This is a genomic window from Roseinatronobacter bogoriensis DSM 18756, assembly GCF_004366635.1.
Taxonomy (GTDB): Bacteria; Pseudomonadota; Alphaproteobacteria; order Rhodobacterales; family Rhodobacteraceae; genus Roseinatronobacter; species Roseinatronobacter bogoriensis.
On sequence record NZ_SORN01000008.1, the window covers coordinates 94,186 to 120,958 of the forward strand.

At 58.4% G+C, this 26,773-nt stretch carries 24 protein-coding genes; 8 read left to right on the forward strand and 16 right to left on the reverse strand.

Features of this window, described 5'->3' with window-relative positions; translation table 11 throughout:
• The first annotated feature begins 456 nt into the window (after nucleotides 1–456).
• The 3 genes from EV660_RS15145 to EV660_RS15155 all read left to right on the forward strand — a co-directional run bounded on the left by EV660_RS15145 (nucleotide 457) and on the right by EV660_RS15155 (nucleotide 3,364).
• Nucleotides 457–1,602, forward strand: coding sequence for a cation diffusion facilitator family transporter (locus tag EV660_RS15145; RefSeq protein ID WP_071479330.1), 1,146 nt, complete (start codon nucleotides 457–459; stop codon nucleotides 1,600–1,602).
• A 62-nt stretch (nucleotides 1,603–1,664) separates the two neighbouring features.
• Entirely contained in the window at nucleotides 1,665–2,372 is a 708-nt protein-coding gene (locus EV660_RS15150; protein WP_071479331.1) for an MgtC/SapB family protein, read from the forward strand.
• Between the two features lie 59 nt (nucleotides 2,373–2,431).
• Nucleotides 2,432–3,364, forward strand: coding sequence for a cation diffusion facilitator family transporter (locus tag EV660_RS15155; protein ID WP_071479332.1), 933 nt, complete (start codon nucleotides 2,432–2,434; stop codon nucleotides 3,362–3,364).
• A 115-nt stretch (nucleotides 3,365–3,479) separates the two neighbouring features.
• Here the strand turns inward: EV660_RS15155 and EV660_RS15160 are convergent, their stop codons facing one another.
• From EV660_RS15160 to EV660_RS15210, 11 genes are all read right to left on the reverse strand, one after another.
• Nucleotides 3,480–4,742, reverse strand: a complete 1,263-nt coding sequence (locus tag EV660_RS15160; protein WP_071479333.1) for an NAD(P)/FAD-dependent oxidoreductase — start codon at nucleotides 4,740–4,742, stop codon at nucleotides 3,480–3,482.
• Between the two features lie 202 nt (nucleotides 4,743–4,944).
• Nucleotides 4,945–5,664, reverse strand: coding sequence for a c-type cytochrome (locus EV660_RS15165; RefSeq protein WP_100319239.1), 720 nt, complete (start codon nucleotides 5,662–5,664; stop codon nucleotides 4,945–4,947).
• Between the two features lie 14 nt (nucleotides 5,665–5,678).
• The gene (locus EV660_RS15170) at nucleotides 5,679–6,767 is read right to left on the reverse strand and encodes a c-type cytochrome (RefSeq protein ID WP_071479334.1); all 1,089 of its coding nucleotides are present in this window, start codon (nucleotides 6,765–6,767) and stop codon (nucleotides 5,679–5,681) included.
• A complete protein-coding gene (gene soxC / locus EV660_RS15175) occupies nucleotides 6,751–8,031 on the reverse strand; it encodes a sulfite dehydrogenase (protein WP_071479398.1) in 1,281 nt (426 codons plus the stop codon). The genes EV660_RS15170 and soxC overlap by 17 nt, the downstream gene beginning before the upstream one ends.
• 64 nt (nucleotides 8,032–8,095) lie before the next feature.
• A complete protein-coding gene (gene soxB / locus EV660_RS15180; RefSeq protein ID WP_071479335.1) occupies nucleotides 8,096–9,793 on the reverse strand; it encodes a thiosulfohydrolase SoxB in 1,698 nt (565 codons plus the stop codon).
• A gap of 140 nt (nucleotides 9,794–9,933) precedes the next feature.
• Nucleotides 9,934–10,791: a sulfur oxidation c-type cytochrome SoxA gene (gene soxA, locus EV660_RS15185; protein ID WP_071479336.1), complete on the reverse strand. Its 858-nt coding sequence runs from the start codon at nucleotides 10,789–10,791 to the stop codon at nucleotides 9,934–9,936.
• A gap of 36 nt (nucleotides 10,792–10,827) precedes the next feature.
• A complete protein-coding gene (soxZ, locus tag EV660_RS15190; RefSeq protein ID WP_071479337.1) occupies nucleotides 10,828–11,154 on the reverse strand; it encodes a thiosulfate oxidation carrier complex protein SoxZ in 327 nt (108 codons plus the stop codon).
• Between the two features lie 47 nt (nucleotides 11,155–11,201).
• Complete coding sequence (gene soxY, locus EV660_RS15195) at nucleotides 11,202–11,618, reverse strand: thiosulfate oxidation carrier protein SoxY (protein ID WP_084634613.1); 417 nt, start codon at nucleotides 11,616–11,618, stop codon at nucleotides 11,202–11,204.
• A gap of 58 nt (nucleotides 11,619–11,676) precedes the next feature.
• Entirely contained in the window at nucleotides 11,677–12,171 is a 495-nt protein-coding gene (soxX, locus tag EV660_RS15200) for a sulfur oxidation c-type cytochrome SoxX (protein ID WP_084634615.1), read from the reverse strand.
• 195 nt (nucleotides 12,172–12,366) lie between these two features.
• A complete protein-coding gene (locus EV660_RS15205) occupies nucleotides 12,367–12,936 on the reverse strand; it encodes a thioredoxin family protein (protein ID WP_071479338.1) in 570 nt (189 codons plus the stop codon).
• Between the two features lie 27 nt (nucleotides 12,937–12,963).
• Nucleotides 12,964–13,701: a cytochrome c biogenesis CcdA family protein gene (locus EV660_RS15210; RefSeq protein ID WP_071479339.1), complete on the reverse strand. Its 738-nt coding sequence runs from the start codon at nucleotides 13,699–13,701 to the stop codon at nucleotides 12,964–12,966.
• An 82-nt stretch (nucleotides 13,702–13,783) separates the two neighbouring features.
• On the opposite strand from EV660_RS15210, the gene EV660_RS15215 reads away from it, so the two are divergent.
• The 3 genes from EV660_RS15215 to EV660_RS15225 all read left to right on the forward strand — a co-directional run bounded on the left by EV660_RS15215 (nucleotide 13,784) and on the right by EV660_RS15225 (nucleotide 15,832).
• Nucleotides 13,784–14,194 carry a thioredoxin domain-containing protein gene (locus EV660_RS15215; RefSeq protein ID WP_071479401.1) on the forward strand — a complete coding sequence of 137 codons (411 nt, stop codon included), beginning with the start codon at nucleotides 13,784–13,786 and terminating at the stop codon, nucleotides 14,192–14,194.
• A gap of 184 nt (nucleotides 14,195–14,378) precedes the next feature.
• On the forward strand, nucleotides 14,379–14,690 hold the full coding sequence (locus EV660_RS15220) for an ArsR/SmtB family transcription factor (RefSeq protein WP_244927334.1): 312 nt from the start codon (nucleotides 14,379–14,381) through the stop codon (nucleotides 14,688–14,690).
• Nucleotides 14,691–14,764: 74 nt separating this feature from the next.
• The gene (locus EV660_RS15225) at nucleotides 14,765–15,832 is read left to right on the forward strand and encodes a YeeE/YedE family protein (RefSeq protein WP_071479341.1); all 1,068 of its coding nucleotides are present in this window, start codon (nucleotides 14,765–14,767) and stop codon (nucleotides 15,830–15,832) included.
• Between the two features lie 57 nt (nucleotides 15,833–15,889).
• On the opposite strand, the gene gyrB is transcribed toward EV660_RS15225, so the two are convergent.
• The 5 genes from gyrB to speA form a co-directional block, all read right to left on the reverse strand.
• Entirely contained in the window at nucleotides 15,890–18,307 is a 2,418-nt protein-coding gene (gene gyrB / locus EV660_RS15230) for a DNA topoisomerase (ATP-hydrolyzing) subunit B (RefSeq protein WP_071479342.1), read from the reverse strand.
• A 237-nt stretch (nucleotides 18,308–18,544) separates the two neighbouring features.
• Complete coding sequence (speB, locus tag EV660_RS15235) at nucleotides 18,545–19,414, reverse strand: agmatinase (RefSeq protein ID WP_071479343.1); 870 nt, start codon at nucleotides 19,412–19,414, stop codon at nucleotides 18,545–18,547.
• The gene (locus EV660_RS15240; protein WP_071479344.1) at nucleotides 19,411–20,577 is read right to left on the reverse strand and encodes a carboxynorspermidine decarboxylase; all 1,167 of its coding nucleotides are present in this window, start codon (nucleotides 20,575–20,577) and stop codon (nucleotides 19,411–19,413) included. The genes speB and EV660_RS15240 overlap by 4 nt, the downstream gene beginning before the upstream one ends.
• Entirely contained in the window at nucleotides 20,577–21,797 is a 1,221-nt protein-coding gene (locus EV660_RS15245) for a saccharopine dehydrogenase family protein (RefSeq protein ID WP_071479345.1), read from the reverse strand. The genes EV660_RS15240 and EV660_RS15245 overlap by 1 nt, the downstream gene beginning before the upstream one ends.
• On the reverse strand, nucleotides 21,790–23,694 hold the full coding sequence (gene speA, locus EV660_RS15250; protein ID WP_071479346.1) for a biosynthetic arginine decarboxylase: 1,905 nt from the start codon (nucleotides 23,692–23,694) through the stop codon (nucleotides 21,790–21,792). Before speA ends, EV660_RS15245 begins: the two co-directional genes overlap by 8 nt.
• A gap of 378 nt (nucleotides 23,695–24,072) precedes the next feature.
• Here speA and EV660_RS15255 point away from each other — a divergent pair, with 378 nt between their 5' ends.
• Together EV660_RS15255 and EV660_RS15260 are read left to right on the forward strand one after the other, a co-directional pair.
• Nucleotides 24,073–25,800, forward strand: coding sequence for an AMP-binding protein (locus tag EV660_RS15255; protein ID WP_071479347.1), 1,728 nt, complete (start codon nucleotides 24,073–24,075; stop codon nucleotides 25,798–25,800).
• 3 nt (nucleotides 25,801–25,803) lie between these two features.
• Nucleotides 25,804–26,709 carry a bile acid:sodium symporter family protein gene (locus tag EV660_RS15260; protein WP_071479348.1) on the forward strand — a complete coding sequence of 302 codons (906 nt, stop codon included), beginning with the start codon at nucleotides 25,804–25,806 and terminating at the stop codon, nucleotides 26,707–26,709.
• Nucleotides 26,710–26,773: the final 64 nt, after the last annotated feature.

The following is a 26,773-nucleotide window of genomic DNA, read 5'->3' on the forward strand; positions in this document are numbered from 1 at the left end:
GGACAAACGCAACAAGCGCGGAGTCAAGGGCGTCAGCCCGCCGCGCATCGCCGGGCCGCCCCCACGGCACGGCGATTGGGCTGCCTCAAGCGCAAAAATCTGATCTTTCACGGATTTGTCCGGCATAAAGCGCTACAGATTAAACGGAAGATCGCCGCACCGCGGCCCAGCGATGCGCAGCTCTGTCGCCAGCTTCGCTATGCCAACTTTGTACCGCACGGGTCGGCTGATCCCTTCGGCCGGGCTGGCGCCCGCGTGTGCTGTGGCCCGTGTCTTGTTGGCCGTCGCCGGTGCGCAGATGGTAGCTTTAACCCGACTGGACAGGGATGCCCGCGCAAGGCTGGCGGACAGTGATGCGCAACGAGAAAGCATTGTCCCGACCTTGCGGATGACACCAACCTGAGGGCATTATACAGGACAGATGATGCCCTCGGGCCGCATTCAGGAGTGGCTGCCATGTCAGCGCCGACAGAACATATCGAACGCGAAGCACTGCGCGACAAGCGCCGCGCTGCATGGGCCGGGGTCTTTCTGAATGCCCCACTTGCGGCGGGCAAGATCCTTGTGGGGCTGATTGCACAAAGTCAGGCGCTGGTGGCGGATGGCGTGCATTCGCTGTCTGATCTTGCATCGGATGCCGCTGTGATCTGGGCATTGGGCCACTCCCATCGCCCGCCAGATGCGGAACACCCCTTCGGACATGGCAGATTCGAGACATTGGCCACGCTTGCGATTGCGGCCATGCTGGCGCTTGCTGCACTTGGTATCCTGATAGATGCCGGTCTGCGCCTGATTGACCCGCCGAGCGCTGCGCCGGGTATGTTGGCGTTATGGGTTGCGGGCCTGTCGATTGCGGTGAAAGAGGGGCTGTATCACTACACCAAGGCTGTCGCGCGGCGGACAGGCTCTGCCATGATGGCGGCGAATGCATGGCACCACCGCTCGGATGCGGCCTCGTCCATTGTGGCGCTGGCGGGTATTGGCGCGGCGATGCTGGGCTGGCCGCTGGCCGATGCGCTGGGGGCTGCGATCATTGCGCTGATGCTGGGCCGGGTGGCCTGGGTTTATGGGCGCCCTGCGGTGCAGGAACTGGCCGATACTGCCCCGCCTGCCGATATGTCACGCGCAATAGAAGCCGCGTTGATGGAAACACCGGGTATTCGTGACGCCCATGATTTGCGGCTGCGCCATATGAGTGGGGCGGTGCAGGCAGATGTGCATGTCGCGCTGGACCCTGCAATGACACTGTCAGAAGCCCATCGACTGTGCGAGGCTGCGCGCGCATTGGTGCTCGCGCGGGTGCCTGATGTCGTGGAAATTATCATCCACCCCGAACCTGATGGCCATGCAGATGGCCCCGCAGCGCATGAAGCAGCCCTGCGCCCGGAATTGCAGACACAGGTACGCGACTGCCTGAAAGGAATCGTCCCGGCAGATGCAATCCGTCACTTGCGCCTTGATTACCGCGACGAAGGGGTAATTGCCGTGGTCGAACTGAACGAGGTGCCGATTGACGGGGCGCAAACGCGTGTTGCCTTCAGGCTTCAGCACAGCGAGGGCGATCTTGCAGAAATCCGGCTACTCTGGGCACCAGCGTCATGACGGTCTGTCATATCCACGTCATGTAACCACGCCATTCCACCCAAAAATGCGAAAGAAGACGGATGAGCGACATCACACATCTGCAGCCGATCCTGAACCTGAGCGCCGCGTTGTTGTTTGGCGCGATCATCGGGATGGAACGGCAATGGCGTCAGCGGCTGGCCGGTTTGCGCACCAATACGCTGGTGTCATTGGGGGCAGCGAGTTTCGTGCTGTTCTCGGCGGCCTTTCCTGACGAAATCAGCCCGACGCGGGTGTCTGCGCAGATAGTCTCGGGGATTGGCTTTCTGGGTGCGGGTATCATTTTTCGCGAAGGCTTCAATGTGCGCGGTCTGAACACGGCCGCAACGTTGTGGTGTGCGGCGGCAATAGGGATGTTGGCAGGGGCAGGAGAGTTCATCTTGGCGGCCTCGGTTACGGGGGCGGTGGTATTCGTTAATCTTGGGCTGCGACCATTGGCACGGATACTTGACAAACAACCCATACAGACCACGGAACTGACCCGCTATTACGCGGTCGAGATTGTTTGCAAGGGCGCGCAGGAAGCGCATGTCCGCGCGCTGATGTTGCAGGGATTTGCCGAAAACGGGCTGCACCTGACCGGGCTGGAATCAGAGAATATTGAAGATACCGACCGCGTAGAGGTAACCGCCGAGGTGAATGCCGACACGACCTCGGATTCTGCATTAGAGCAGATTGTCGGTCGTCTGAGCCTGGAACCTGCCGTCACTGCCGCACGCTGGACAATCCGCGAAACGGGCTTTTCCTGACATAACTTCCTAATTTTCGCCAGATTTCGTGTGTATCCCGGCCCGAGAGTGAGGGCTGCATGACCGATTTTGGCGCAAATTCCAGACAGCGAAGCGGGCTTGGCACATGGCTTGGCATGGGAAACCATGCCTATAAGCTGTTGGTTGCCATTGGCTCGCTTGTGACAACGCTGGTGCTGACCTTGGGCAAGCTGACTGTCGGTATTCTGTCTGGCTCACTGGCGCTTGTTGCCGATGCCATGCAGGGCCTTATCGACATTATCGTGACAGGTATAACCGTGATTGTGGTGAGCCTGTCTGATCGTGGGGCAGATCCGGCCTGGACTTGTGGGCGCGAAAAGTTGGAAGCCTTTGCCGCGCTGGCAGAGGCTGTGCTTTTGGGGATTATCGCCGTTTTTATCTGGCATCTGGCGGGAATGAAGCTTGTCGAGGGAACGCCGCCGATGCAGCTGGAGGCATGGTATCTGGGCGCTGCGGCGGTTGCGGCCTGCGCTGATTTCATTCGCCATCTTGTGGTAAAACGCGCCGCACGCGCAACTGGCAGCATGGCGCTAGAAGCAAATGCTGCACATTTCCTCACTGATTCTCTTGGCACGGTGCTTGTCACGCTTGGTCTGATCGGTGCGTGGTATGGTCTGCCTGTGGCCGATACGATTGCCGCGATCGGCGTGGCAGCGCTGCTGAGTTACACGTCTTTCATGGTTGGGCGGCGCGCCCTTGCAATGCTTCTGGATCGGGCCGACCCGAACCTGTCAGTTGCGGTTCTTGACAGCCTTACCAGCATTGCGGAAATCAAAAGTATAAGGACCCTGCGCATCCGGCGCCTTCCTGATCACCATGTCATTGATCTAGCGGCCGAGGTCGAAGTCAGTAGCTTGGCGGCATTGGCCCGCCTGCAAGACGATGTGCATCATGCGGTTTCCGCAATTGTCGGAAAAGCAGAACTATGCGCGGCCTTGCGCCCTGTCACGCTGACCCGAGATCAAGCCTGACGCAGTGACTATGCCAGTTCGAGCAAGGGCCAAGTCGCAATTTCGGATCTGTTCATATGAAATGAAAGAGCGAGGCCATAGCCTCGCTCCTGTCTTGGTGAATTGACTGCGACCGTTACCCGAAGATATCAGCAACAATCCCGTTATACCAACCGATGCTTTCCTCATAGGTCTGGCGGCGTAGCTCGGCATCCTCGCCGGTCTGACTTATGAAGCTGGAGACAGATTCGATCTGATCATCGCCTGCTTCATAATTCGCACCCACTTTCACACCGTCATCTGTCGCAATCAGCGACCAGCAGGTGTTGGAGTAGCGCGCTGGGAAAATACGGCTGCCCGTCAATTCGCCCCGGATGACATTTGCCACCACCTTGGCCTGCGAATTGGCGGAAAAGCCGGATTTCGGCATCGCACCCTGTGCACTTGCATCGCCCAGAACAAAGACATTTTCATCCATGCGAGAGCGCATGTCTGACGGCAACACAGGTGCCCAGCCAGAGTCATTCGTCAAGCCCGCCAGTTCCGCGATCTTGCCAGCTTTCTGGGCTGGAATGACGTTGCAGACATCAACAGTTTCAACCACACCGTCAACGACCACTTCCATTGCATCAGGGCGCACCTCGACCCTGTCGCCGCCAAAATCGGGGCCTATGCGGGTGACCATGCCGGGGTAATGGCGTTCCCAGCCTTCCTCGAACAGGGCTTGTTTGGAATAGTTTTCCTTTGGGTCCACAATCAGGATTTTTGCGGTCGGATTGATCTGTGACAGGACATGCGCGACCATCGACACACGCTCGCCCGGTCCGGGCGGGCAGCGATAGGGGTTCGGGGGGGCGACCATGCAGAACGTGCCGCCCTCGCGCATATTCTCGATCTGATGTTTGAGCAGTTGCGCCTGTGTGCCGGACTTGTAGGCATGGGGCATCAGGCTTTGCTGCGACACATCCCAACCGGGAACAGACCCTTCGACGAAGTCGATGCCGGGGGCCACAACCAGCCGGTCATAGGAAATGGATTCGCCCGAGGCCAGCGCCACGGTCTGCGCATCTCGGTCCACACCGACGGCCCAGTCATGGACAACATTCACACCAAGGCGCGCGATATTGCCATAGTCATGGCCAAGCGCGTCAAATTCCCAGAATCCGCCCAGATAGAGGTTCGAGAAATAGCAGGTATAATATTTGCGAGACGGCTCGATCAGTGTCACATCGACTGCGCCATTGCTGTCCTTGGCGATATAGCGCGCGACGGTGCCACCGCCCGAACCACCGCCGATTACGACAACGCGAGGCTTGGCCTGCCCCAATGCCATAGGGGCCGAAAGGGCGACGGATGCAGCCGTGGCTGTGCCCAGAAAAGTGCGTCTGTTCAGTGTCATAAGGTCTCTCCCATTGGCGCCTGTTACCAGGCGAATTTCGCGCCGTTCCTCCCCGAATGTCCAGTGCCGTCGATCATCGCGGCCATGTCGTGACGGGAACATCATTCCTTCTGGCACGAATTTGTCAGGAATAATGTGTAGATGCATGCGTCCCCCCTCACATGCATGGACTGCCCCGGTCCAAGCTGGGGCAAACCTGTTCTTATTCGCGGCCCAATTCGCGGAAATAAGCCGCCAGTGCGGCAATTTCCTCGTCGTCGAGCCGTTGCGACACAGATTGCATGACCTCATGTGGCCGCAGCCGCTGTTTATAGGCATGCATCGCAACGACAAAATCTTCCTCGGGCCAGCCGACAATGCCCGGAATGCCCGCATGATCGCCGCTGCGCTGGTGGCAGGTCGTGCATTCGGCGCTCAGGAATTCACCATACTCAACATCGCCTTCGATCGCCAAGGTTTCGGCCGAAAGCTCGACCTCTCTGGCGATGGCGGTGGGCGATGCTTCGGGGATATTTTGGGGCTGGTCGGAATAGGCACGCATATAAGCGATCAGGTTTGCGCGTCTTTCGTCATCCTGTAGGCCGCGATAGGACATCCGGGTCCCCGAAACCAGCGCGCGCGGGTTTTCGATATAGGCATGCAGGCGCGCGAGGTCCCAGAACATACCATCGCGCCCCTGACGCACCAGTGCTTCGGAATACCGGAAATCCGCATGGCTGCCTGCGCGCCGGTCGAAGATACGGTTCAGATGTGGGCCGATGCGGTGTACCGCCCCGTCACCGATCTGGTGGCAACTGGCACATTCGCGCTGATAAACCTGTTCCCCGGCAACCGGGTCGCCGATGGGTGTCGCCTGCGGTATGGCGGTTCCCGGGGCCAATAAGGCCCCGGCAAATATCAGAGGTTTGAGTTTCTTGATCACCACGCCTCCGGGGTTCAGTTGGAATGCGACATCATATAGGCAATCAAGGCTGCCCGTTCATCTTCGCTGCGCACACCCCTGAAAGACATGCGGTTTCTTGGGATCAAGCCTGCCGGATTTTCAAGGAACGCGTCAAGTGTTTCCTCTGTCCAGACCAGCCCGCTCTCTGCCGCATCGGTGAACGCAGGAGAGTAGCGAAACCCGTCCGAATGCGCGGCTTCGCGCCCAACAATACCGTTCAGGGCCGGGCCAGTGCTGTTGCGCGCGCCATCACCAAGCTGGTGACAGGTGCGGCACTGACGCCAGGCGGCCTCGCCCGCGGCGACAAGTTCAGGGTCCAGCGCGGCAAGCTGCACCGCTTCTTCCTCTGGGGCTGCATCTGGTTGAGCGGATGCTTCCTCTGCCTCTTCAACGACTTCGGCTGCGGAAGCAGGCGCGCTGCCATCGGAATAGGTGAAGCGAATGACCGGGAATTCCGGCGTCACATCAATATCGGTGGCGCGTGCCGAAATCTCGACAGGATCGCGGCAATCGCTCATGCAGGGTTCCTGCGCGAATTCCGGAAACTCCACCTCTGCACGGTCATCGAGGTAAAAGCCACCCTCATTGGGCAGGCGAATTTCAGTGAAATTCTCGTGGCTCAACTCGAAATCATCATCCACCAGCCCGGCGGAATAGAGGATATAGGCCGTGATGGCATAGACTTCATCTGTTTCAAGCGTCTGTGCTGCGCCAAAGGGCATGGAACGGTTGATGTAATCCCACACGGTCGACAGATAGGGCCAGTAGGATTCGATTGTCTTGAGCGGGCGTTCATCGGTCAATGACCCGCGCCCGCCAACAATCGGCGGCCATGCACCGGCCCCTTCGGCAAAGTCACCGTGACAGACCGCGCATTGCTCGATCCAGTAATCTTCGCCATCCAGCACATTGCCGCGCCCTTCGGGCAGGCCGCGCCCATCGGGCATGACAGCAACATCCCATGCTGCGATTTCTTCGGGCAGGGCCAAGCGGCCAATTCCGAGGGTATCGGCAAGGGCAGGAACGGCGCCAAACACTGTGATCAGTGCCGTCGTGGTGATGAGTTTACGACACTTCGACATTTTCGGCCTCTCCGTTCTCGTTGACATACCAGGTCTGGATGCCGTTGTTGTGGTAGATGGAATTCAGCCCGCGAATGGCGCGCAATTGTTCCTTTGTGGGCTGGACATAGCCGGTTTCGTCAATCGCGCGCGATTGGACATACATCGGCTGGCCGTCCCATTCATGGTCAAGGTAAAACCGCGTGACCGCCTTGTCGCCGGGTTCGGTGCCCAGACGCGCGGTCTGCCAGTTCACGCCGCCATCAAGTGACACATCGACCCGTGCAATCTTGCCAAGGCCCGACCATGCCAGCCCTGTAATGACCATAGGGCCCGGACCATGGCCGATGGGCATTTGCGGCGATGGCGATGTGACGACCGACTTTGCGTGCATGGCCCATGTCCATTTGCGCGCCCGCCCGTCAGGCATAAGATCGGTATATTTCGAGGTTTCCTCGCGGCTTTCCATCGGGCCGTCATGCACACCGATCCGGCGCAGCCACTTGACCCAGAGGTTCCCTTCCCAACCGGGCACAACCAGACGCACGGGATAGCCATGCTCCATGCGCAGTGCCTCGCCATTGGCGTTAAAGGCGATCATGCAGTCGTCCAGCGCCTTTTCCATCGGGATTGAACGGCCATTCGAGGATGCATCATGGCCCTCGACATAGATCCAGCTGCCTTCGGGTTTCACACCGGCTTCATTCAGCAGGGTGCGCAGGGTGACGCCGGTATATTCCATGTTATGGATCATGCCATGCGTGAACTGTGCGCCGTTTAGCTGTGCGCCGCCCCATTCCATGCCGCTATTGGCCGCGCATTCGCAGAAATGCACACGCGTCACGCGCGGCAGGCGCAGCAGGTCGCCAAAGGTGAATACCAGCGGGCGTTCAACCAGCCCGGTGATCATCAGGCGGTATTCATCCTTGCTCATCTCGATTGCACCGGAATGGTGCCGCTCGAATGCACAGCCTTGCGGCGTGATCGTGCCATCCAGCGCGTGGATCGGCGTGAAGTTGATCGAGCTGATCGGATCGGCTGTCAGCCATTCCACATTGCGGCGCACGACGTGATCCTCATAGTGGATCGGCATGCCATAGGGCGTTGCATCGACACCTTCGCCAAGGAAAGAGGCATAGGGTTGCACTTCGGTAATAAGGGGGTCGGGGCTTGCAGCATTCGCTCCGGCCCCGACCACGGCGCCCCCGGCGGCCAGCCCTGCGGTGCGCAGGAAATCGCGGCGGGAGGGGCCGCTGCCTGGTGACTTCGGGGCGTCATCTTGCATGTCAGTCATGACGTCGGTTCCTCTGGTTTCGGGCTGGGCGCCATGGCCCCGCCCTTCGTTGATCTTACAGCCCTGCGACCTGAACCGATGTGTTCGGTTCCAGTGCAACACGGCCAATCTTGCGAATATGGCTTTCGACGACATCCCAGATCTGGGGGCCTTCGGTTTCAGGGTTCACCGACGCCCAGCCGCCGACAACATAGTTGCGCTCTGGGTCAATCGCTTCGCCGGTGGACAGCAGTGTCATGTCGGAAATGCGCTGGTTGACAGGGGCTGACACATCGACCCGGTAGCCAAGCCCGCCAATGCGCACCATATCGCCGCCTTGCTGGAAATAGGGGTCAGGGTTGAAGATGTTATCGGCCACATCTTCCAGAACCACTTTCAGGAACTCGCCTGTCATTTCGGTACGGTAGCATTGGCCATAGGTCATTGAGGTGACTGAATGAATATCTTCACGGGTGATCGCATCACCCGGCAGCAGGCTGGCGCCCCAGCGCACACCCGGTGACATGGCAATCTCGGTGTCGCGTTCTTCCATGATCGCTTCACAGATCAGGTCATCCCATGTGCCGTTGAAATTGCCGCGACGATACAGAAGCGAGTCTGTGTGGCCGATGACCTCTTCGAGCTGGTCCTTGAAGGGTGCGCGTTCCGCGTCGATCAGCGTGGCCATTTCAGGGTCGGGGGTGATGACATCAGCGAAAATCGGGATCAGCTTGTGGCGGAAGCCCATCATGCGCCCGTCGCGCACATCCAGATCAAGGCGGGTAACAAACTTGCCGTGGCTGCCAGAGGCGATCAGCAGCGTTTCGCCCACGATTACCGGCTCTGGCAGCGCGTCATGCGTATGGCCGGTCAACACAACGTCAATGCCGGTGACGCGCCCTGCCATCTGGCGGTCCACGTCAAAGCCATTATGTGACAGCACCACGACCAGTTCTGCGCCCTGCGCGCGCACTTCATCGACCATTTCCTGCATACGGCTTTCACGAATGCCAAAGCTGAAATCAGGGAATTTCCAGCCGGGGTTGGCGATGGGCATATAGGGAAACGCCTGTCCGATGACCGCGATCTTCACGCCACCGCGCTCGAACCATGTATAGGGTTCGAATTCATCCGAAGGCTCGTTCCATTCATTGTCAAAGATGTTCTGGCCAAGGAAGGGGAAGGGCAGATCGGCCACGATATCGCGTACGCGGTCTTGACCAAAGGTCCATTCCCAATGCGAGGTCATGGCTTCGACCCCAAGCTTGTTCATCACATTGACCACATCCTGCCCCTTGGTCAGGAAGCTGGTCATGGACCCGTGCCATGTATCGCCACCGTCCAGCAGCAGCGCCTCGGGGCGGTCTGCACGAATGGCATTCACAACAGTTGCCACGCGGTCCATGCCGCCCATGCGGCCATAGGTGCGGCCAAGGGCCTCGAAATCCACATAGGTCAGCGCGTAGGCTTCAGGTGATCCGGGCGTAAGGTTGAACATCTCGATGAAGTCTTTGCCAACCACATGCGGCGGCTTGCCAGCCACGCCGCCCACCCCGATGTTCCATTCAGGTTCACGGAACCAGATGGGTTTGAGATGGGCGTGAATGTCGGTAATGTGGATCAGCGACACATTTCCGAAAGTGTCAAAACGCAGCAGATCATCTTGCGTAAGGGCCTGCTGGGCCGAGAGTTTCGACCAGTTGCCGAACCCCGAGATGCCGTATAGCGCCGAGGCTGCGATGGACGCTTGCAGAAATTCGCGCCGGGATATCATGTGGAGTGCTCCTTGGAATGGTCTGGCATATGGCGGGGAGGAGGTCGCCACATGCCAATCTGCGAAAGTATGAATATTCTTGGGCCGAGTCAGTCCTCAGGCCGGGCAGGGCGCAAGCCTGAGCTTGCGCCCTGTGTCAGTTATTGACGAACCGAGATGCCCTCAATGGGCAGTCCAAGACCGCGCGAGGACACATACAGTTCCAACTCGCGGAACTCTTGCGCGCCTTCAGCGAAAGACTCGCCGCGTGTATCGCGGATGCAGCCCCGGAAACGCTGGTGCAAAGGCACGATGGTGGCATTCTTCAACCGATAGGTCGGAAAGCCATTCGACATACCCTGCGACAGGTGGTCCGCGCGGATCATCCGGCCCCAATTGTCTTCGTGGCAGTTTGCACAAGACAGTTCCAACTGGCCAAAGCGCGTGTAGTACATTTCACGCCCTTTTTCCCAGAACTCTGCCGCTTCGCCATCAATCTTCACAGCGACAGGCATACCGCGCGATTGTAGCGAGATCAGCGAGGTGACATCTTTCATCGGCTCGCTGTTCCAACCCCAGGCATCTGCGCCCATGCGTTCGGTCCGGCAATTGTTGATGTAGTTCTGCAAGGACCACAATTCACCGTTTTCATTTACCTTCGGCATCACAGCGCGCACGCCTGCCATCGATTCTACATCACCGTGGCAATCGGCACAGGACTGATTGGCCGTGCCTTCGGCCAACTCCCAGCGGTCTTCGCCGCGCTCGGCGAAAAGCAAGCCGGGATTGTCGAAATCGTCCATCTGCAACGCGCGGGTTTCATCCGTGCGGAACAGCCAGCCGGAATATATCTCGGGAAAGACGCCGCCCAGATGCTCAGGTGGCTCTGCGCGGGTTGCGATATGCAACTCACCCTCGATAATCAATTCAGCATCGGGATGCGGGTCTGCAAAGGCTGTGCTGCTTAGCACAGCCCCGCAAATGGCCGCAGTGGCCCAAAGCTTGGTCATGGTCTTCATGCGTGTCTCCTCCCAGACTGGCTGTGACCTGTGGTATCAGCTGACTTCGAAACTCTGCGTCTCGGAATAGACCGAGCCGTCATCGTCATACCAAGTGAAGACAAAATCTGCCGACTCGTCGACCTTGACATCGAATTCCATGTAGGGGTTTGCCGAAATGGCGGGTTCCATCGTCACATCAAGCACTAGCTTGCCTGCATATTCGCAGGTGAACCGGTTGATGATCTGGCGGGGGATTTCATTGCCCGATCCATCGCGGCGCAAGCCGGTTTCCATGTTATGGCTGATCAGGGTTTTCACTTCGATCACGTCGCCAGCATTGGCAGAGCGTGGAAGGCGGATGCGGGGTCTGACGTCAGACATATGATATTCTCCTTGTAAAGAGGGGGAAGGACGGGCGTGGCCAGGCGTTAGCCGCCGCAACCGCCGATTGTGACCTTCACTTCAACTGCGCCGCGGGCAAAGCTGCCATCCGCCATCTTGGCGATTGCGACCACGTCTTGCGTGCCACCCAGACGGATGCGCGTGGCTGCGCGTGACGTTGCCGCGCCTTCGCCAAAGCCGAATTTGGCCACACCGGGCGTGGGGTTGCCGGCTGCAAGCAACAGGATTTCGGTTGCGCCGGGTGCTTCAATTGCAATCGGTACAGTGTTGCCGTTCTCGGCGATTTCGGGTGCGTCGATTGTGACACCGCCATCTGTAACGGATGCGCCGCCAGTGAATGCGGAAATAGCGTCATCAACAGCCGAGGCGATTGCCGCGCCCGGAACCATTGCGACAGCGGCTACGCCTAGGCCCATTGCCATGGTATCGCGTCTTGTCAGCATTGATAAATCCTCTCGTGGTTGGTGTTTCGGGGGACTGTCCCGTATTTTTGCTGCGTTGTTACCAGTCGGTCAACGTCATCAGATAGGCCACCACATCTTCGACCTGCTGGGCCGTCAGAAGCGTGGAAAAGGTTTCAGGATTGTAGGCGCGGGCGGTGTATGCCTCGCCCGGGCGAATATAGTCGTCTGGGTTGTCGTTATAGAACGTGGGCATCATGCTGTCCGGGAACATCCGCTTGGCGTCGGAAACAATGCCCCGCAGTTCCGCTTCGGACCAGCGCGCCCCGGCCCCGTCAACGGGAGGGCCGATATCTCCCTGAAAATCGTGCTCTGGCATGTCCGAATTCACGTGACAGGACAAGCAGTTCCCGATTGAGCGGCTTGAGAACGCCTCTGCTCCGGCGGCGGGGTCGCCTGGGGTCCCGGTCAAAGAAGCCGGAATGGCAATTTCATCTTCCCAGACAATATCCGCCGGTGAGATATCTGCATAGCTTGCCCCGCCCCAAATCACTGCCGTGGCGGCAAATGCTGCGGAAAGTGATCGTCTTGTCATGAATGCCCTCCCAGACGGTTACACGGTGATGCGCTCTCCCAAGCTCACCGTGCTGCGACAATAGACCACAGTATACTAATGCTGCAAATGAAAATTCGCTTTTTTGCATATTGTTTTTTGTGAATATTCATTTTTGTGAAAAAGCCATGCCCGGTTTCTCTGGCATGGCTTTGTTTTTAAGGAAGATATAAGCAATCAGTCAGAGCGTTCTTGCAGCATTCGGGCGACGTAATGCTGAAAGTGTTCTTCGCCTTCATAGCCCTTTTCCAGCACCCATTGCAGCATCAACCGTGTGGTGCCGCGCTCGAAGGCGCCGGGCATTGTCATCACTGCCGCATCGCGCATTGAACCCGATTCGGGGGCGGTTTCGGGCGCAAAAACCAGCGTCGGTGTGAACACAACACCCCAGCGCCGCGCCATGTCACGCTCGTCCATGGTCGTGCCGTCAAAATCGGTCACCGGAATATTTCCGAACAGATTGATCTGCACGACCATGAAATCCTCGGTCAGCATGCGCGTGATCTCAGGGTCGGGATACACGTTTTCATGCATCCGCGTGCAATAGATGCACCCGCGTTGTTCGAACATCAGCAACAGCCGCTTGCCCTGTGCCTGCGCATCTTCCAGATCATCGCGCATGTCGCGGAATGTCTCGACCAGCCAGTCGGGTTTGTGCAGCCCATCTTCGCCCACTGGTGTTGCCTGTGCCGTGACAGCAAGCAAAAGCCCAACCAGTGCCGTGCCAATCAGTTTCCGTATTCCCATGACATCCTCCTCCCCGTTTTGATGTGGTCAGCCGATGTTGGCGAACCACGGAAAAATCTCCAGCATGCCTTCGGCGATATACGCGATCGAATCTGTCGCGATCAGCACGGCGAACAAAACCAGCATCGCGCCCATGATCTTTTCGACATGCGCCAGTTTGCCGCGGTGACGGCTGACCCAGTTCAGGAAAGGGCGCGCAAACAGGGCCGCAATGACGAAGGGCAATGTCATGGCCAGCCCGTAGACAGCCAGAAGCGCCGCGCCTTCCCAGATATTTCCCATACCTGATGCGATCATCAGGATGGCCGCCAGCGCCGGGCCAACACAGGGTGTCCAGCCAAAGCCGAATGCCAGCCCCATCACATATGAACCGATCACGGATTTCGGCGCAGCAGAGGTTTCTATGCGCGCTTCGCGATACAACAGCGAAATTCGGAACACACCCAGAAAGTGCAACCCAAAGACAAACAGGATTGCTGCCGCGATCCATTTCAGAATGTCGCGATAGGCAATGAATGTCTGGCCAAGCGCCGTGGCCCCCATGCCAAGCAACATGAAGATGGTCGTCACCCCAAGTGCAAAAGCGATCGACGCCAGCACAAGCCGCTTTTGTGCACCCGGCGCAAGCCCCTGTTCGTCGCGCAGTTCCGACATGGACAAACCTGCCATGTAACACAGGTAGAACGGAACAATGGGCAGGATGCAGGGGGACAGAAAGGACAGAAGCCCCGCCAAAGCCGCGCCGCCAAAGCTGATATCAAACATATGCTGTAAACCTTGCTTGTCTCGTTCCGCGCAAATGCATCTTCTGGTTGCTATCCAGAGATCGACATATTACTTTGTTCATATGTTTAATATCACGCGTCAATCCCTTCTTTACGCTGCTGCGCAGAAAGCCTTTGTGCTTGCAATGGTGCTGTCCCTCTTTGGTGGGGCAGCGGCGCAGGCGCAGGACTTGCGTTTGATTATGGTCGAACAGGCCGGGTGTTATTACTGCCGCGTCTTCAACCGGGATATCGCGCCAATCTACGAAAAATCTACCGAAGGGCTTGCCGCGCCACTGGTACATGTACAGCTCCGCGGTGAGCTTCCCGAAGGCGTCACACTTGACTCGCGCCCCTTCGTGACCCCAACATTCATCCTGATTGGACCAGATGGCGCTGAGATCGAGCGTTTGACTGGTTTTCCCGGAGAAGATTTTTTCTGGCCCTATATCAGCGATATGATCGCAACGGCTCAGGCCGGCCTGTCGCGGTAACCTGACGCAGACCGCTACCTTTTGCGAAACGCATGTGCTATGCTGCACGGTGAATGAAAGGTACAACGCCTGAGCGCAGACTTGTGCGACTGAAAGTTCACGCATGCCGGACGGACAAAACCGCGACCAGGATCTGCCAATTGGGGACGAGATGGCAGTGAAGCGCCGACAGGCGCGTTCAACGATGGATTTATCGCAAGAAGAATTGCAGGCCGAGGCCCGAGAGGCATCGGAATTCCTTAAGGCGATGGGCCATGATGGTCGGCTTCTGATGCTGTATTATTTATGCGAGCGTGATCACTCGGTGGCAGAGTTGGAACGGCTTATCATGTCGCGTCAGGCCGCAGTCAGCCAGCAGCTTGCAAGACTGCGCCACGAGAAATTGGTTTCGACACGGCGCGAAGGCAACCAGATCTTCTACTCTCTGGCAGATGAGCGTGTGCGCGAAGCCATTCATCTGATCCAACGCCTGTTCCGGGCGCCCGGCCCGGGATGATCCAGATCAAGGCCGTGTTTCCTGTGTGCATGTCATAAGCCTCCATCAGCGATGCTGGGTGCACAGGTGCGGCTATGGACCTTTATGACATTATCGACCAGTTCGGCGAAGGCAATATCGAGGCCCTGATGGGGCTTCTGGTCGGGCTTGTGTTCGGCATCGCGGCACAACGCTCGCGCTTTTGCCTGCGTGCTGCAACAGTGGAATTCGCACGCGGTCAGATGGGCCCAAGGCTGGCAATCTGGCTTTTGACCTTCTCGACGGCTGTCGTCTGGGTTCAAGGGGCGCAGGCGCTTGGGCTTTTCCGTGTGACTGATGCGCGGATGATGGCGGTGCCGGGGTCGTGGTCCGGCGCGGTGATTGGCGGGCTGATGTTCGGGGTTGGCATGGTGTTGGCACGCGGCTGTTCCGGGCGGCTACTGGTGCTGGCAGCCACAGGAAACCTGCGTTCGGTCATCGCTGGCATGGTCTTCGCCATTGTCGCCCAGATGAGCCTTTATGGCTGGCTTGCGCCCTTGCGCAACAGCCTTGCTGCAATGTGGATCACGCCAGAGGGGCGCAATCTGCATCTGTTGCAGATGGTGGGCCTGCCCGAAAATCTCGCGCTTTGGTTCGGGGTTGCGTTGGCGGTGCTGGCGATCGTGCTGGCGCTCCGCAACCAGCTTGGTGTGCGCCCGCTGATCTTTGCCTCCGGCGTTGGCTTTGCGGTTGCACTGGGTTGGATGATGACATGGAATCTGGCCCAGATCAGTTTTGATCCGGTCAATGTGACCTCGGCCACCTTTACTGGGCCGTCTGCCAATACGCTGATGTTCTTTCTGAACCCGAACCCTTCGCTACGTTTTGATGTCGGGCTGGTGCCGGGCGTTGTATTGGGGGCGTTTCTGGCCGCTTTGTTCAGCAGAGAGTTGAAGTGGCAAGGCTATGATGGCGCCGAGGCGATGCGCCGGTCGTTACTGGGTGCCGCGCTGATGGGCTTTGGTGGAATGCTGGCGGGGGGTTGCGCGATCGGTGCGGGTGTCACAGGCGGATCGATTTTTGCGGCCACAGCGCTTTTGGCTCTTTTGTGCATGTGGATCGGTGCAACCCTGACAGATCTTCTGATAGACCAGCGTGCAGACCGCAAAGCCTTGGCATTCTGAACGACGTATCCGTGTTCTGGCCATGGCCCCGGCATTGCGCCGGGACCAGCCCTGTGATCAGGCGTCCAGATTCTCGACACTCAACGCATTGCGCTGAATGAATTCACGCCGCGGCTCGACCACATCGCCCATAAGCTTGGTAAAGATATCATCGGCTTCTGCCAGATCGTCGATCTTGACCTGCAACAGGGTGCGCGCCTCTGGGTCCAGTGTCGTTTCCCAAAGCTGGTCAGGGTTCATTTCCCCCAAGCCTTTGTAGCGTTGTAGGGACAGGCCCTTTTCGCCCTCTGTCAGGATTGCTTCAAGCAGATCAACCGGGCCGTAAATCTTCTGCTTGCGGTCGCGGCGGATAAGCTCGGCAGGTTGGGAATAGATTTCCTGCAAGCTTTCGGTATGGCTGGACAGACGCCGCGCCTCGCCCGAACGCAGGACAGGCCCATCCAGCCTGCGCACTTCTTCTACCCCCCGCAGAACCCGCGACAGCCGCAACCCCCCGTCCTGAGTGGGGCGACCTTCCCATCCGCGTTCATATTCGGCCGCGACAAGGTCCAGACGCTGGGCAACACTATCGGCCAGTTGCTGCGGATTGGCTGACAAAGCCTCTGGCAAAAGCGCGCCCGCGATGCTGGCCTGTTCCAGAATATGCTGCGGGTAATGCGTGGGAAAGGCGACCAGCGAGCGGCGCACGGCACGCGCTTCGGTCACCACGCGCGCCAGATCCTGCCCCACAATCTCTTCGCCTGTGGCCAGACGCAGGGCCGCACCTTCGACGCCCTGTTCAATCAGGTAATCTTCCAGTGCAGGCTTGTCTTTCAGATAGACCTCGGATTTTCCGCGCGCGACCTTGAACAAAGGTGGCTCGGCAATATAAAGATGCCCACCCTCGATCAGTTCGGGCATCTGGCGGAAGAAGAAGGTCAGCAAAAGCGTGCGAATATGCGCGCCATCCACATCCGCGTCGGTCATGATGACGATCTTGTGGTAACGCAGCTTGCTCAGGTCGAATTCGTCGCGCCCGATCCCGGTGCCCAGCGCGGTGATCAGCGTGCCGATTTCCTGACTGCCAAGCATTCGGTCAAAGCGCGCGCGCTCTACATTCAGGATCTTGCCGCGCAAGGGCAGAACGGCTTGATTCTGGCGCGAACGGCCCTGTTTGGCCGAACCACCAGCCGAGTCGCCCTCGACCAGAAACAGTTCCGACTTGGCGGGGTCGCGTTCCTGACAATCAGCCAGTTTGCCGGGCAGTGACGCCACATCCAGCGCGGTCTTGCGCCGTGTCAACTCGCGCGCCTTGCGCGCGGCTTCGCGGGCCAGCGCGGCCTCAATGATCTTGCCAACAATCCCCTTGGCATGGATCGGGTTTTCCTCGAACCATTCGGCCAGCTTTTCATTCACCAGAGATTCGACTGCCGGGCGCACCTCGGACGAGACAAGCTTGTCCTTGGTCTGGCTAGAAAATTTCGGGTCCGGCACCTTGACCGACAAGACGCATGTCAGCCCCTCGCGCGCGTCATCGCCGGTAAAACTGACCTTTTCCTTCTTCGCGATCCCTGACGATTGCGCATAGGCGTTGATCGTGCGGGTCAGCGCGCCACGAAACCCCGCCAGATGCGCCCCGCCATCGCGCTGTGGGATATTGTTGGTAAAGGGCAGTACCGTTTCATGATAGCTGTCATTCCACCACATCGCGATCTCAACACCGATTTCGTCGCGCTCGCCCACAATGTAAATCGGCTCTGCCATCACCGGCGTTTTCGAGCGGTCCAGATGGCGCACGAATTCACGCACCCCGCCTTCATAGAACAGCTCGGATCGCAACATTTCGGCGGGGCGGTGGTCTTCCAGAATGATCCGCACGCCCGAATTCAGAAAGGCAAGCTCGCGCAGCCGGTTTTCCAACGTCTTGAAATTGTAATCAAGATTCGAAAAAGTATCGGTCGAGGCAAGGAACCGCACTTCCGTGCCGGTCTTGTCGCCTGCATCCCCCACCACTGTCAGATGCTTGACCGTATCGCCGCGTTCAAACCGCGCGACATGTTCCTTGCCCCCGCGCCAGATGCGCAGCTCCAGCCAGTCCGACAATGCGTTGACAACCGAAACACCCACGCCATGCAACCCGCCAGAAACCTTGTAGCTGTTCTGGTCAAACTTGCCGCCTGCGTGTAGCTGGGTCATGATGACCTCTGCCGCAGATACGCCTTCTTCCGTGTGAATATCGGTCGGAATTCCGCGCCCGTTATCCATGACCGATACTGAACTGTCGGCATGGATGATGACGGTAACAAAATCGGCGTGCCCGGCCAAAGCCTCGTCAATACCATTATCGACGACCTCATACACCATGTGGTGCAGGCCAGACCCATCGTCAGTGTCACCAATATACATGCCAGGGCGTTTGCGAACAGCATCCAACCCCTTGAGAACCTTGATCGAATCAGCGCCGTATTCGTCGCGCTTGGCGGCTTCAGCAGACATGCAAAAAAATCCTCGTTAGACTGCCGCCCTTATAGGCAGTTGTCGCGGGTTTGTCACGCGTCAGACACAAGATTTAGCGGTTTTCCCCGGCACGCGCAGGGCATGTCATGCCAAGTCGCGGTTTTCATCCTTGGTCAAATATCCTCGGGGGGATGTCGTCATTGTGCGCCATTGGTTCAAGAACAATGGCGACGCGGCTTTGCTGCAAGAAGGGGGGCAGACAGCCCCCCTTTTCTGTCACGCTGCCTGGCCTTCGTTTTCGACAATTATGCCCATCAACGCGTAAGTCAGTTGCGCTGCAGTGAAATTCCAGACATCCCAGCCCGTGATAGGGGCCAGTTCGACCACATCCAGCCCGACACAGCGCCGCCCTTGCAGTGCCGAACGAACCAGCGCGAGCGCCTGATAATAGCCCAGCCCGCCGGGAACGGGCGTGCCCGTTGCGGGCATGATATGGGCATCAAGTCCGTCCACATCGAAACTGACATAGACATCTTCGGGGAAATCATCAGGCAGGGTCACATCATGGATATTGCCTGTGACCAGATCTTCGGCATCGATGAAAATTACGTTGTTGGCGGCACGGATTTCGGCTTCTTCCTGACACAGCGCGCGCACACCATATTGCGCAAGCGGGGTGCCTTCTTCCTCGACCAGTAGTTGCATGACCGATGCATGAGAGTGCCGAAACCCCTGATAAGCGCGGCGTAGATCGGCATGGGCGTCGATCTGGATGATTCCGATAGGGCGGTCCAGCGCCCGTTTCACGCCCATCACCGCCGCCCAAGTCAGGCTGTGCTCGCCCCCCAGAGTGACCGGAATATGCCCTGCGCGGGCAATGCTCTCGGTGCGTGCGGCCAGACTGTCCAGCGCGTATTCCAGCGGGACCGAACAATCTATGGCCGGGGTTGTGTAAATCCCTTGCGCGCAGGGCTCGAAGCCGCGCCACAGGCGTTCCAACTGGTCAGATGCCTCGATCAGCGCTGCAGGCCCGTCGGCCGTGCCAGAACCATAAGAGACTGTTTTTTCCAACGGCATCGGCACGATCTGGAAACGTGCATCGGGGCTGCGTTCGGATTGTGTCAGTTCGGAATCGAGAAAGATCATGAAAGTCGGCCCTTGAAGTCCTGATAATCGAATTCGCGCAGGATGCGCAAAGCATCGGTGGTGCTGTTCCATACGGCCAGCGCGGGCAGGCGCACGCCGTTGAAGGTGGTGGTCTTGACCATCGAGTAATGCGCCTGATCGAGGAACGCCACGCGCGCGCCGATCTCTGGTGTCTGCTCGAAGGCGTAGCGCCCGATCACATCGCCGGCCAGACAGCTTGGCCCGCCCAAGCGCAGCTTTATATCGCCGGCTTCACCCATCAGCGCAGGGCGGTAAGGGGCCTCAATCACGTCCGGCATATGGCATGTGGCGGAAATGTCGAGGATCGCATTCGGCCCGTCATTTTCGACCACATCCAGCACCTCGCCCACCAGAATACCCGCATCCAGCGCGACAGCCTCGCCCGGTTCAAGATAGCAATGCAGGCCGGTTTCTGCGCGCACGCGGATCAGGAACGCAATCAGCCCTTCGCGGTCATAGTCGGTGCGGGTGATATGGTGGCCACCGCCAAAATTGATCCACTTCAGGTGCGGGGCCAGTTCCTTGATGCGCGGGGCAATATGGTCCCAGATTGCCAGCAACGGTTCCAGATCCTGTTCGCACAGCGTATGCATATGCAGCCCGTCCACGCCTTTCAGCGCGTCTGCGTCAATCTGGTCCAGCGGCGTGCCAAGCCGCGATCCGGGCGCGGCGGGGTCGTATTTTGCGTCTTCACCCATCGGCAGGCCGGGGTTGAAGCGCAGGCCGATATGCACCGCGCGGCCGCTCTCGCGGATCATTGGCAAAAAACGGTCTTTCGCTGCGGGCGTATTGAACACGATGTGATCCGACAGCGCGATGATGTCGGCCATCTCATCTGCCTTGTAGCCCGCCGAAAACGTCTCCACGATGCCGCCATAATGTTCGCGGCCAAGGCGCGCTTCCCACAGGCCAGAAGCACAGACGCCCGACAGGTATCGGCTGACCAGCGGGGCAAGGTCCCACATGGAAAAGGCTTTCAGCGCACATAGAACCGTTGCGCCGGACCGGTCCTGAATATCAGCCAGCACGCGCAGGTTCTGTTCCAGCCGTGCTTCGTCCACGACGAAGCACGGCGAGGGGACGCGGTTCAGGTCAAAATCCCGAAACGCGCCCGGATCGCCCGCATGGGTCTGCATCGCCATCAGAAATCAGCCGGGGCCGAAAGCTCGGTCAGGGTCCAGGGCAAGCCGTGCTGATTCAGCAGTTCCATGAACGGATCGGGGTCAAGCTGTTCGGTGTTGAACACACCTGCGCCGGACCATGTGCCGTTCAGCATCAGCGCAGCCCCGATAAAGGCCGGCACGCCGGTCGTATAGCTGACCGCCTGGCTGCCCACTTCGCGGTAGCATTCTTCATGGTCGCAGATATTGTTGATGTAATAGGTCTTTTCGCCCGACCCATCCTGCGCGGGGCCAGTGATGATATCGCCGATATTCGTCTTACCCTTGGTGCGTTCGCCCAGATCGCCGGGATTGGGCAGCACCGCTTTCAGGAATTGCAGCGGGATGATCTGGTGACCTTCATATTCGACCGGCTCGATCGAGGTCATGCCGACATTCTGCAAGACGGTGACATGGTTGATATAGGCATCGCCAAAGGTCATCCAGAAACGCGCGCGCTCGATCTCGGGGAAGTGGGTGACAAGCGACTCCAGTTCCTCATGATACATCAGATACATGTTCTTGGGGCCAACCTGATCGAAATTGAATTCGACCTTGGTGGACATGGGCGGGCTGGTCACCCAGCCGCCGTTTTCCCAGTGCTTCACCTCGGCGGTGACTTCGCGAATGTTGATTTCGGGGTTGAAATTGGTGGCGAAAGGATGGCCGTGATCGCCGCCATTGCAATCCAGAATATCGATCAGGCGGATGCCCGAGAGGTAATGCTTGCGCACATAGGCCGCGAAAATGCTGGTCACGCCGGGGTCAAAACCCACGCCAAGCGCGGCCATCAGGCCCGCCTGTTTGAACTGGTCATGCAGCTTCCACTGGTGCGAATATTCGAATTTCGCTTCTTCCGGCGGCTCGTAATTGGCGGTGTCGAGATAGTGCACGCCGGTACGCAGGCAGGCTTCCATCAGGGCCAGATCCTGATAGGGCAGGGCCAGATTGACCAGCAGCGCGGGTTGCACCGCCTCGATCAGGGCGACTGTCTGTTCCACATCATCGGCGTCGATCTGATAGGTTTCGATCTCGATGCCGGTGCGGCTTTTGACTTCCTTTGCGATGGCTTCGCATTTCGACAATGTGCGACTTGCCACAGCAATGCGGCCCGGAAAAAGCTCGGGGTTCATCGCCATCTTGTGCAGCGTGACCGAGGCCACGCCGCCTGCGCCAATAACCAGAACATCCTTGTTAGCCATGCGTATGCTCCTCATGCTCGTAATAGGTGTAGCCGCCAAGTGCATGGCGGTAGGTTTCCATCAACATGCGCCGCTGCGACGGGTTCAGCGTGCCGTCCTGCACGCCACGCTCGACAATGCGCTTGAACGCATCAAGGCATTGCTTGGGTTCATATTCCACATAGGCCATGACCTCGGCGACGGTATCGCCCTCAACTTCGTGCTGGATTTCGAGGACGCCATCATCGTTGAAATCGACTGTGACGATATTGGTGTCACCAAACAGATTGTGTAGATCGCCCAGCGTTTCCTGATAGGCCCCGATCAGAAAGATGCCGATGAAATAGCGCTCAGATGCGCGCAGCTCATGCACTGGCAGGGCATTGCCCACGCCATCGTTCAGAACAAACTGGTCAATCTTGCCATCGCTGTCGCAGGTGATGTCTGACAAAACCGCCCGCCGTAAAGGTTGCTCATTCAGCCGTTGCAGGGGCGCAATCGGCACCAACTGGTCAATCGCCCAGACATCTGGCAGCGACTGGAACAGGCTGAAATTCGCGCGATAAATGTCGCGATGCGCAGAGAGTTCTTCCAGCACTTCCTGTGGCACATCCGGGGTCTGGGCGACCAGATCCTTGATGCGGCCCACGATATAGAGGAAAATCTGTTCCGCGCGCGCGACTTCCTCAATCCCGATGACACCGCGGCGGAACAGGGCGCGCAATTCCTCGCGGTAGTATTCGGCATCGTTCAGGCATTCCTGAACGCGTTTTGGCGTCATATAGCCGGTAATCGCAGCCATGTCCGAAAGCATGTGATGGTCGTCAGCTTCAGGCGTGATGGGGGCTGAGCGGTCGAAATAGCTGGCTTCCAGAATATCGGACAGCAGCATCGAGGAATAAGCGACAATCGCGCGCCCCGATTCCGTGACCAGTGTCGGATGCGGCACTTCTGCCTCGTCCATCTGGTATTTCACCGTCTCGACGATATTGGCGCAATACTCCTCGACCGTATAATTCACCGAATTATCCGAGGCGCGCGCCTCGCCAGTGTAGTCGATGCCAAGGCCACCACCAAGGTCGAGATATTCCAAAGGAACACCAAGGCGGCGCAGCTCGGTGTAAAAGCGGCAGGCTTCATCGACAGCCTGACGAATATCCATCATCTGCGGCACCTGAGAGCCAAGATGCGAATGCTGCAACACCAGACAGTCCAGCATGTCCTCGGCGCGCAGTTTGTCGACCAGATCGACAACTTCCTTTGTCGTCAGCCCAAAGGTTGACCGGTCGCCGGAACTGTCGGCCCAGTTGCCGGTCACACGGCGCGTCAGCTTGATCCGAACGCCCAAGGCGGGCTTCTCGCCAAGGCGCTTGGCTTCGGCAATGACTGTATCCGCTTCGGCAGGGCTTTCGATGACCAGCACACAGTTGATTCCCGCCTTGCGCGCCAGAATGCCAAGGCGGATGAATTCTGCATCTTTGATTCCATTACAGATCAGCAATGCACCCTTGGGCAGGTCGCGTGACAAAGCAAGGATCAACTCTGGCTTGGAGCCTGCCTCCAGTCCGAACTGATACGGACGGCCATAATCCACGATCCGGTCGATCACCTCGGCCTGTTGGTTGACCTTTATCGGGAACACGCCGCGATAGGGTGCCTTGTAGCCATTCGCCTCGATCGCTTTGGCAAAGGATGTGTTGAGCATTTCAAGCTGTCGCTTGAGGAACGCGCCCACGCGCACCAGAACCGGCGTATGAATGCCCCGCGCATCCAGATTGTGCAGCAGGTCAGGCAGACTCGCTGGTGTATCTTGCGGGCGCGCCGGGTTGACCAACCCCATATCACCATTCGGCAGGGGCGCGAACATCCCCGCCCCCCAACGATGCACCCCGTAACTCTGGAAAACCCGATCCGGCATGTGGTACCCCCGATATCTGACCCCATGACATGAAGCGCCCGCTTATGAAATCCACAAACCAAACGCAAGGAAAACTGTTGCGTTCCAAGGATTTTCGCGCGCCCACCTTGTCGGGATAGAATGGGGCGAGTAACAGATTCTTGAAATTGCCCTGCAATTTTGCCGCCTCACGGCTGTTTTTCTAAGGGCCAGCACTCTCGCGCAGCTTTCCCGCATGGAAAATATGTGTACGAAATGCAGAAATGCAGTATCCGCCTTGTTGTGACGTAGCGAAATAATGGCGGGCGCGCCACGTCAACTCTTGTCTGCAAGGGTGCAGTGGGGAAAGGTATTGGCAGGAGGGCCGCATCGCACGCGGCAGCTAGGGAGTTCGTGATCATGACTGTATCAAACCGCCCGTGGGTGGCGGCCTATGGCGCAGAAATCGCGCCGGACTTGCCGGTATCCGAGCACGCGTCACTGGCGCACCTGATTTCTCGAACCTGCGAAACCCATGCCAAGCGCCGCGCGTTCACCTGCGTTGTCCCAAACGGGATGAACGGGTCGCTGACATATCAGCAGGTGGGCCAGATGTCGGACGACTTCGCGTCATTCCTGCGCCATCATTGCAAGCTGGCCCCCGGAACGCGGGTGGCGGTGCAATTGCCCAATGGACTGGCCTATCCCGTTGTTGCATTCGGGGTGTTCAAGGCGGGTTGCGTGTTGGTGAACACCAACCCGCTCTATACGCCAAATGAAATGGTCCATCAGTTCAGGGATTCAGAAGCCGAAGTGCTGATCATCAGCGACCTGTTTGCCGACAAGCTGGAGGAGGTGGTCGCGCATACAGCCATCAAGCAGGTTGTTCTGGCAGGGGTTGCAGAATTTTTTCCGCGCGTTCCAGAAGCAATTGTGCGTGGCGTGCAGAAATTCTGGTCGCGTGTGCTTCCGCCTGTGCCCAGCCTTGCCGTGCCTGTGCTGCGTCTGCGCGAGGCGCTGAAGATCGGGCGTGACCATGACCGGGTTCAGGACTGGGACAGCTTGCGCCGCGATGATCTGGCGCTTTTGCAATATACCGGTGGCACAACGGGCGTGGCAAAAGGTGCGATGCTGACACATGGCAATATTCTGGCCAATCTTGAACAGGTCAAGATCATGGGCGGGCGGCATATGTCGGGCGAAGATTGCGTGCTGACGGCCTTGCCCCTTTATCACATCTTCGCCTTCACAGCCAATCTGATGACCTTTTTCGACCTTGGCGCGCGCAATATTCTGGTGCCGTCTCCGCGCCCTGTCGCAAACATCCAGCGCGCGCTGGAAAATTACCCAGTGTCGTGGATCACGGGGGTGAACACCCTGTTTAACGGGCTGATGAATGAAGAATGGTTCGCAGCCTATCCGCCCAAAACGCTCAAAGCCGCGATTGCTGGTGGAACTGCGTTGCATCAGGCGGTGGCAGAACGATGGCAGACGGTCACGGGTACGCGTGTGGCGGAGGGCTACGGCCTGACCGAGACATCGCCGCTGGTCAGCTTCAACCCGCTTGATCAGCCTGTGCGCCCCGGATCAATCGGGGTTCCGGTGCCGGGCACAGATATTGCGCTGGTCGATCACAATGCCGAACCGGTGGAGCAGGGCAAACCCGGCGAATTGCTGGTCAAGGGGCCGCAGGTCATGCGTGGCTACTGGAACCGCCCTGACGACACCGCACAAACTTTGCAGAATGGCTGGGTGTTCACAGGGGATGTGGCGGTCATGGATGAAGACGGGTTTCTGACGATCGTTGACCGCAAGAAGGACCTTGTGCTGGTTTCCGGCTTCAACGTCTACCCCAATGAGGTGGAAGATTGCCTGTCCAAACTGGACGCCGTGCTGGAGGCGGCGGTTATCGGCGTACCAGACCGCGCATCCGGCGAGGCCGTGCGCGCCTATGTCGTGCAGAACCCCGATGTGCCGGACAAACTTAGCAAGGAATCCGTCATAGCGCATTGTCGGAAATATCTGGCTGCCTACAAGGTGCCGAAATCCATCATCCTGCGCGAGGAATTGCCGAAATCCCCGATTGGAAAAATCCTGCGCAAGGACCTCAAGGCCGAAGCGCGCGCCGAATTTGCTGGAAAGGCCTGAGTCATGCTGACAGAACTTGAAACCACACTTTTGGGCGTGATGATGATGGTCATCATGCTGGGCATGGGCGCCAGCATGACCCCGCGTGACTTCCTGATCGCCTTTCGCAAACCCAAGGGTATTCTGGTGGGCCTGCTCAGCCAGTTTGCGGTCATGCCGTTTCTGGGCTTTCTTCTGGCTGTGTTGCTGGGGCTGCCGCCAGCGCTGGTGGTCGGGCTATTGCTGATTGCCTGTATGCCGGGCGGAACCACCTCGAACATATTTGCCTATTTCAGCAAGGGTGTTCTGGCCCTGTCGATCATGATGACAACAGTTTCGACACTTGCTGCGGTGGTGATGGTGCCGCTGTTGCTGTCCTTTTATGGCGGGCTTGCGGGCGTGTCGGGTGACTACGCCATTCCTGCTGGCAATGTTGCGCAAATTCTGGTGGTCTTGCTGGTGCCAACGGCGCTGGGGATGGTGCTGCGGAAACTCAACCCGAATGTCGGGGCAACGGTGGAATTGATCGGGTCCTTCATGGGGGTGGCAGTCATCGTGTTTCTGATCGCAACATGGGTGCCGCGAAATTACATGCTGTTGCTGGAAACACCTGTCCATGTCTACGCCGCAACCATAAGCATCGGATTGATTGGCATGTTGTTCGGCTACTGGGTCGCGCGCGGGTTGGGGCAGGATACCAGCAGATCACGGACAATCAGTCTTGAAACCGGTATCCAGAACGGTCCGCTTGCGGTTCTGGTCATTACCCTGAGTTTCGGTGCGGCCATGCAGCAGGAGGTGTTGCTGATCCCGATTCTGTATTCTTTGTTCATCGTGCTGACCTCTACGGTGATCACCCTTTGGTATCGTCGCAACGCAACCCGCGAGGCATTGGCCCGCGATGCCGCCAAGCTGGGCACAGCGCCCTGACACCAGCGGAGCATCTTGTGGGCGGTCCGCCTCTGGACATGCGGCGCGCTTGAAGAGATAAGCG

Coding starts and splice junctions, on each gene's coding strand:
- EV660_RS15145 (WP_071479330.1), top strand. CDS start 457: ATGTCAGCGCCGACAGAACATATCGAACGCGAAGCACTGCGCGACAAG.
- EV660_RS15150 (WP_071479331.1), top strand. CDS start 1,665: ATGAGCGACATCACACATCTGCAGCCGATCCTGAACCTGAGCGCCGCG.
- EV660_RS15155 (WP_071479332.1), top strand. CDS start 2,432: ATGACCGATTTTGGCGCAAATTCCAGACAGCGAAGCGGGCTTGGCACA.
- EV660_RS15160 (WP_071479333.1), bottom strand. CDS start 4,742: ATGACACTGAACAGACGCACTTTTCTGGGCACAGCCACGGCTGCATCC.
- EV660_RS15170 (WP_071479334.1), bottom strand. CDS start 6,767: ATGTCGAAGTGTCGTAAACTCATCACCACGACGGCACTGATCACAGTG.
- soxC (WP_071479398.1), bottom strand. CDS start 8,031: ATGCAAGATGACGCCCCGAAGTCACCAGGCAGCGGCCCCTCCCGCCGC.
- soxB (WP_071479335.1), bottom strand. CDS start 9,793: ATGATATCCCGGCGCGAATTTCTGCAAGCGTCCATCGCAGCCTCGGCG.
- soxA (WP_071479336.1), bottom strand. CDS start 10,791: ATGAAGACCATGACCAAGCTTTGGGCCACTGCGGCCATTTGCGGGGCT.
- soxZ (WP_071479337.1), bottom strand. CDS start 11,154: ATGTCTGACGTCAGACCCCGCATCCGCCTTCCACGCTCTGCCAATGCT.
- soxY (WP_084634613.1), bottom strand. CDS start 11,618: ATGCTGACAAGACGCGATACCATGGCAATGGGCCTAGGCGTAGCCGCT.
- soxX (WP_084634615.1), bottom strand. CDS start 12,171: ATGACAAGACGATCACTTTCCGCAGCATTTGCCGCCACGGCAGTGATT.
- EV660_RS15205 (WP_071479338.1), bottom strand. CDS start 12,936: ATGGGAATACGGAAACTGATTGGCACGGCACTGGTTGGGCTTTTGCTT.
- EV660_RS15210 (WP_071479339.1), bottom strand. CDS start 13,701: ATGTTTGATATCAGCTTTGGCGGCGCGGCTTTGGCGGGGCTTCTGTCC.
- EV660_RS15215 (WP_071479401.1), top strand. CDS start 13,784: ATGTTTAATATCACGCGTCAATCCCTTCTTTACGCTGCTGCGCAGAAA.
- EV660_RS15220 (WP_244927334.1), top strand. CDS start 14,379: ATGGATTTATCGCAAGAAGAATTGCAGGCCGAGGCCCGAGAGGCATCG.
- EV660_RS15225 (WP_071479341.1), top strand. CDS start 14,765: ATGGACCTTTATGACATTATCGACCAGTTCGGCGAAGGCAATATCGAG.
- gyrB (WP_071479342.1), bottom strand. CDS start 18,307: ATGTCTGCTGAAGCCGCCAAGCGCGACGAATACGGCGCTGATTCGATC.
- speB (WP_071479343.1), bottom strand. CDS start 19,414: ATGATCTTTCTCGATTCCGAACTGACACAATCCGAACGCAGCCCCGAT.
- EV660_RS15240 (WP_071479344.1), bottom strand. CDS start 20,577: ATGGCGATGCAGACCCATGCGGGCGATCCGGGCGCGTTTCGGGATTTT.
- EV660_RS15245 (WP_071479345.1), bottom strand. CDS start 21,797: ATGGCTAACAAGGATGTTCTGGTTATTGGCGCAGGCGGCGTGGCCTCG.
- speA (WP_071479346.1), bottom strand. CDS start 23,694: ATGCCGGATCGGGTTTTCCAGAGTTACGGGGTGCATCGTTGGGGGGCG.
- EV660_RS15255 (WP_071479347.1), top strand. CDS start 24,073: ATGACTGTATCAAACCGCCCGTGGGTGGCGGCCTATGGCGCAGAAATC.
- EV660_RS15260 (WP_071479348.1), top strand. CDS start 25,804: ATGCTGACAGAACTTGAAACCACACTTTTGGGCGTGATGATGATGGTC.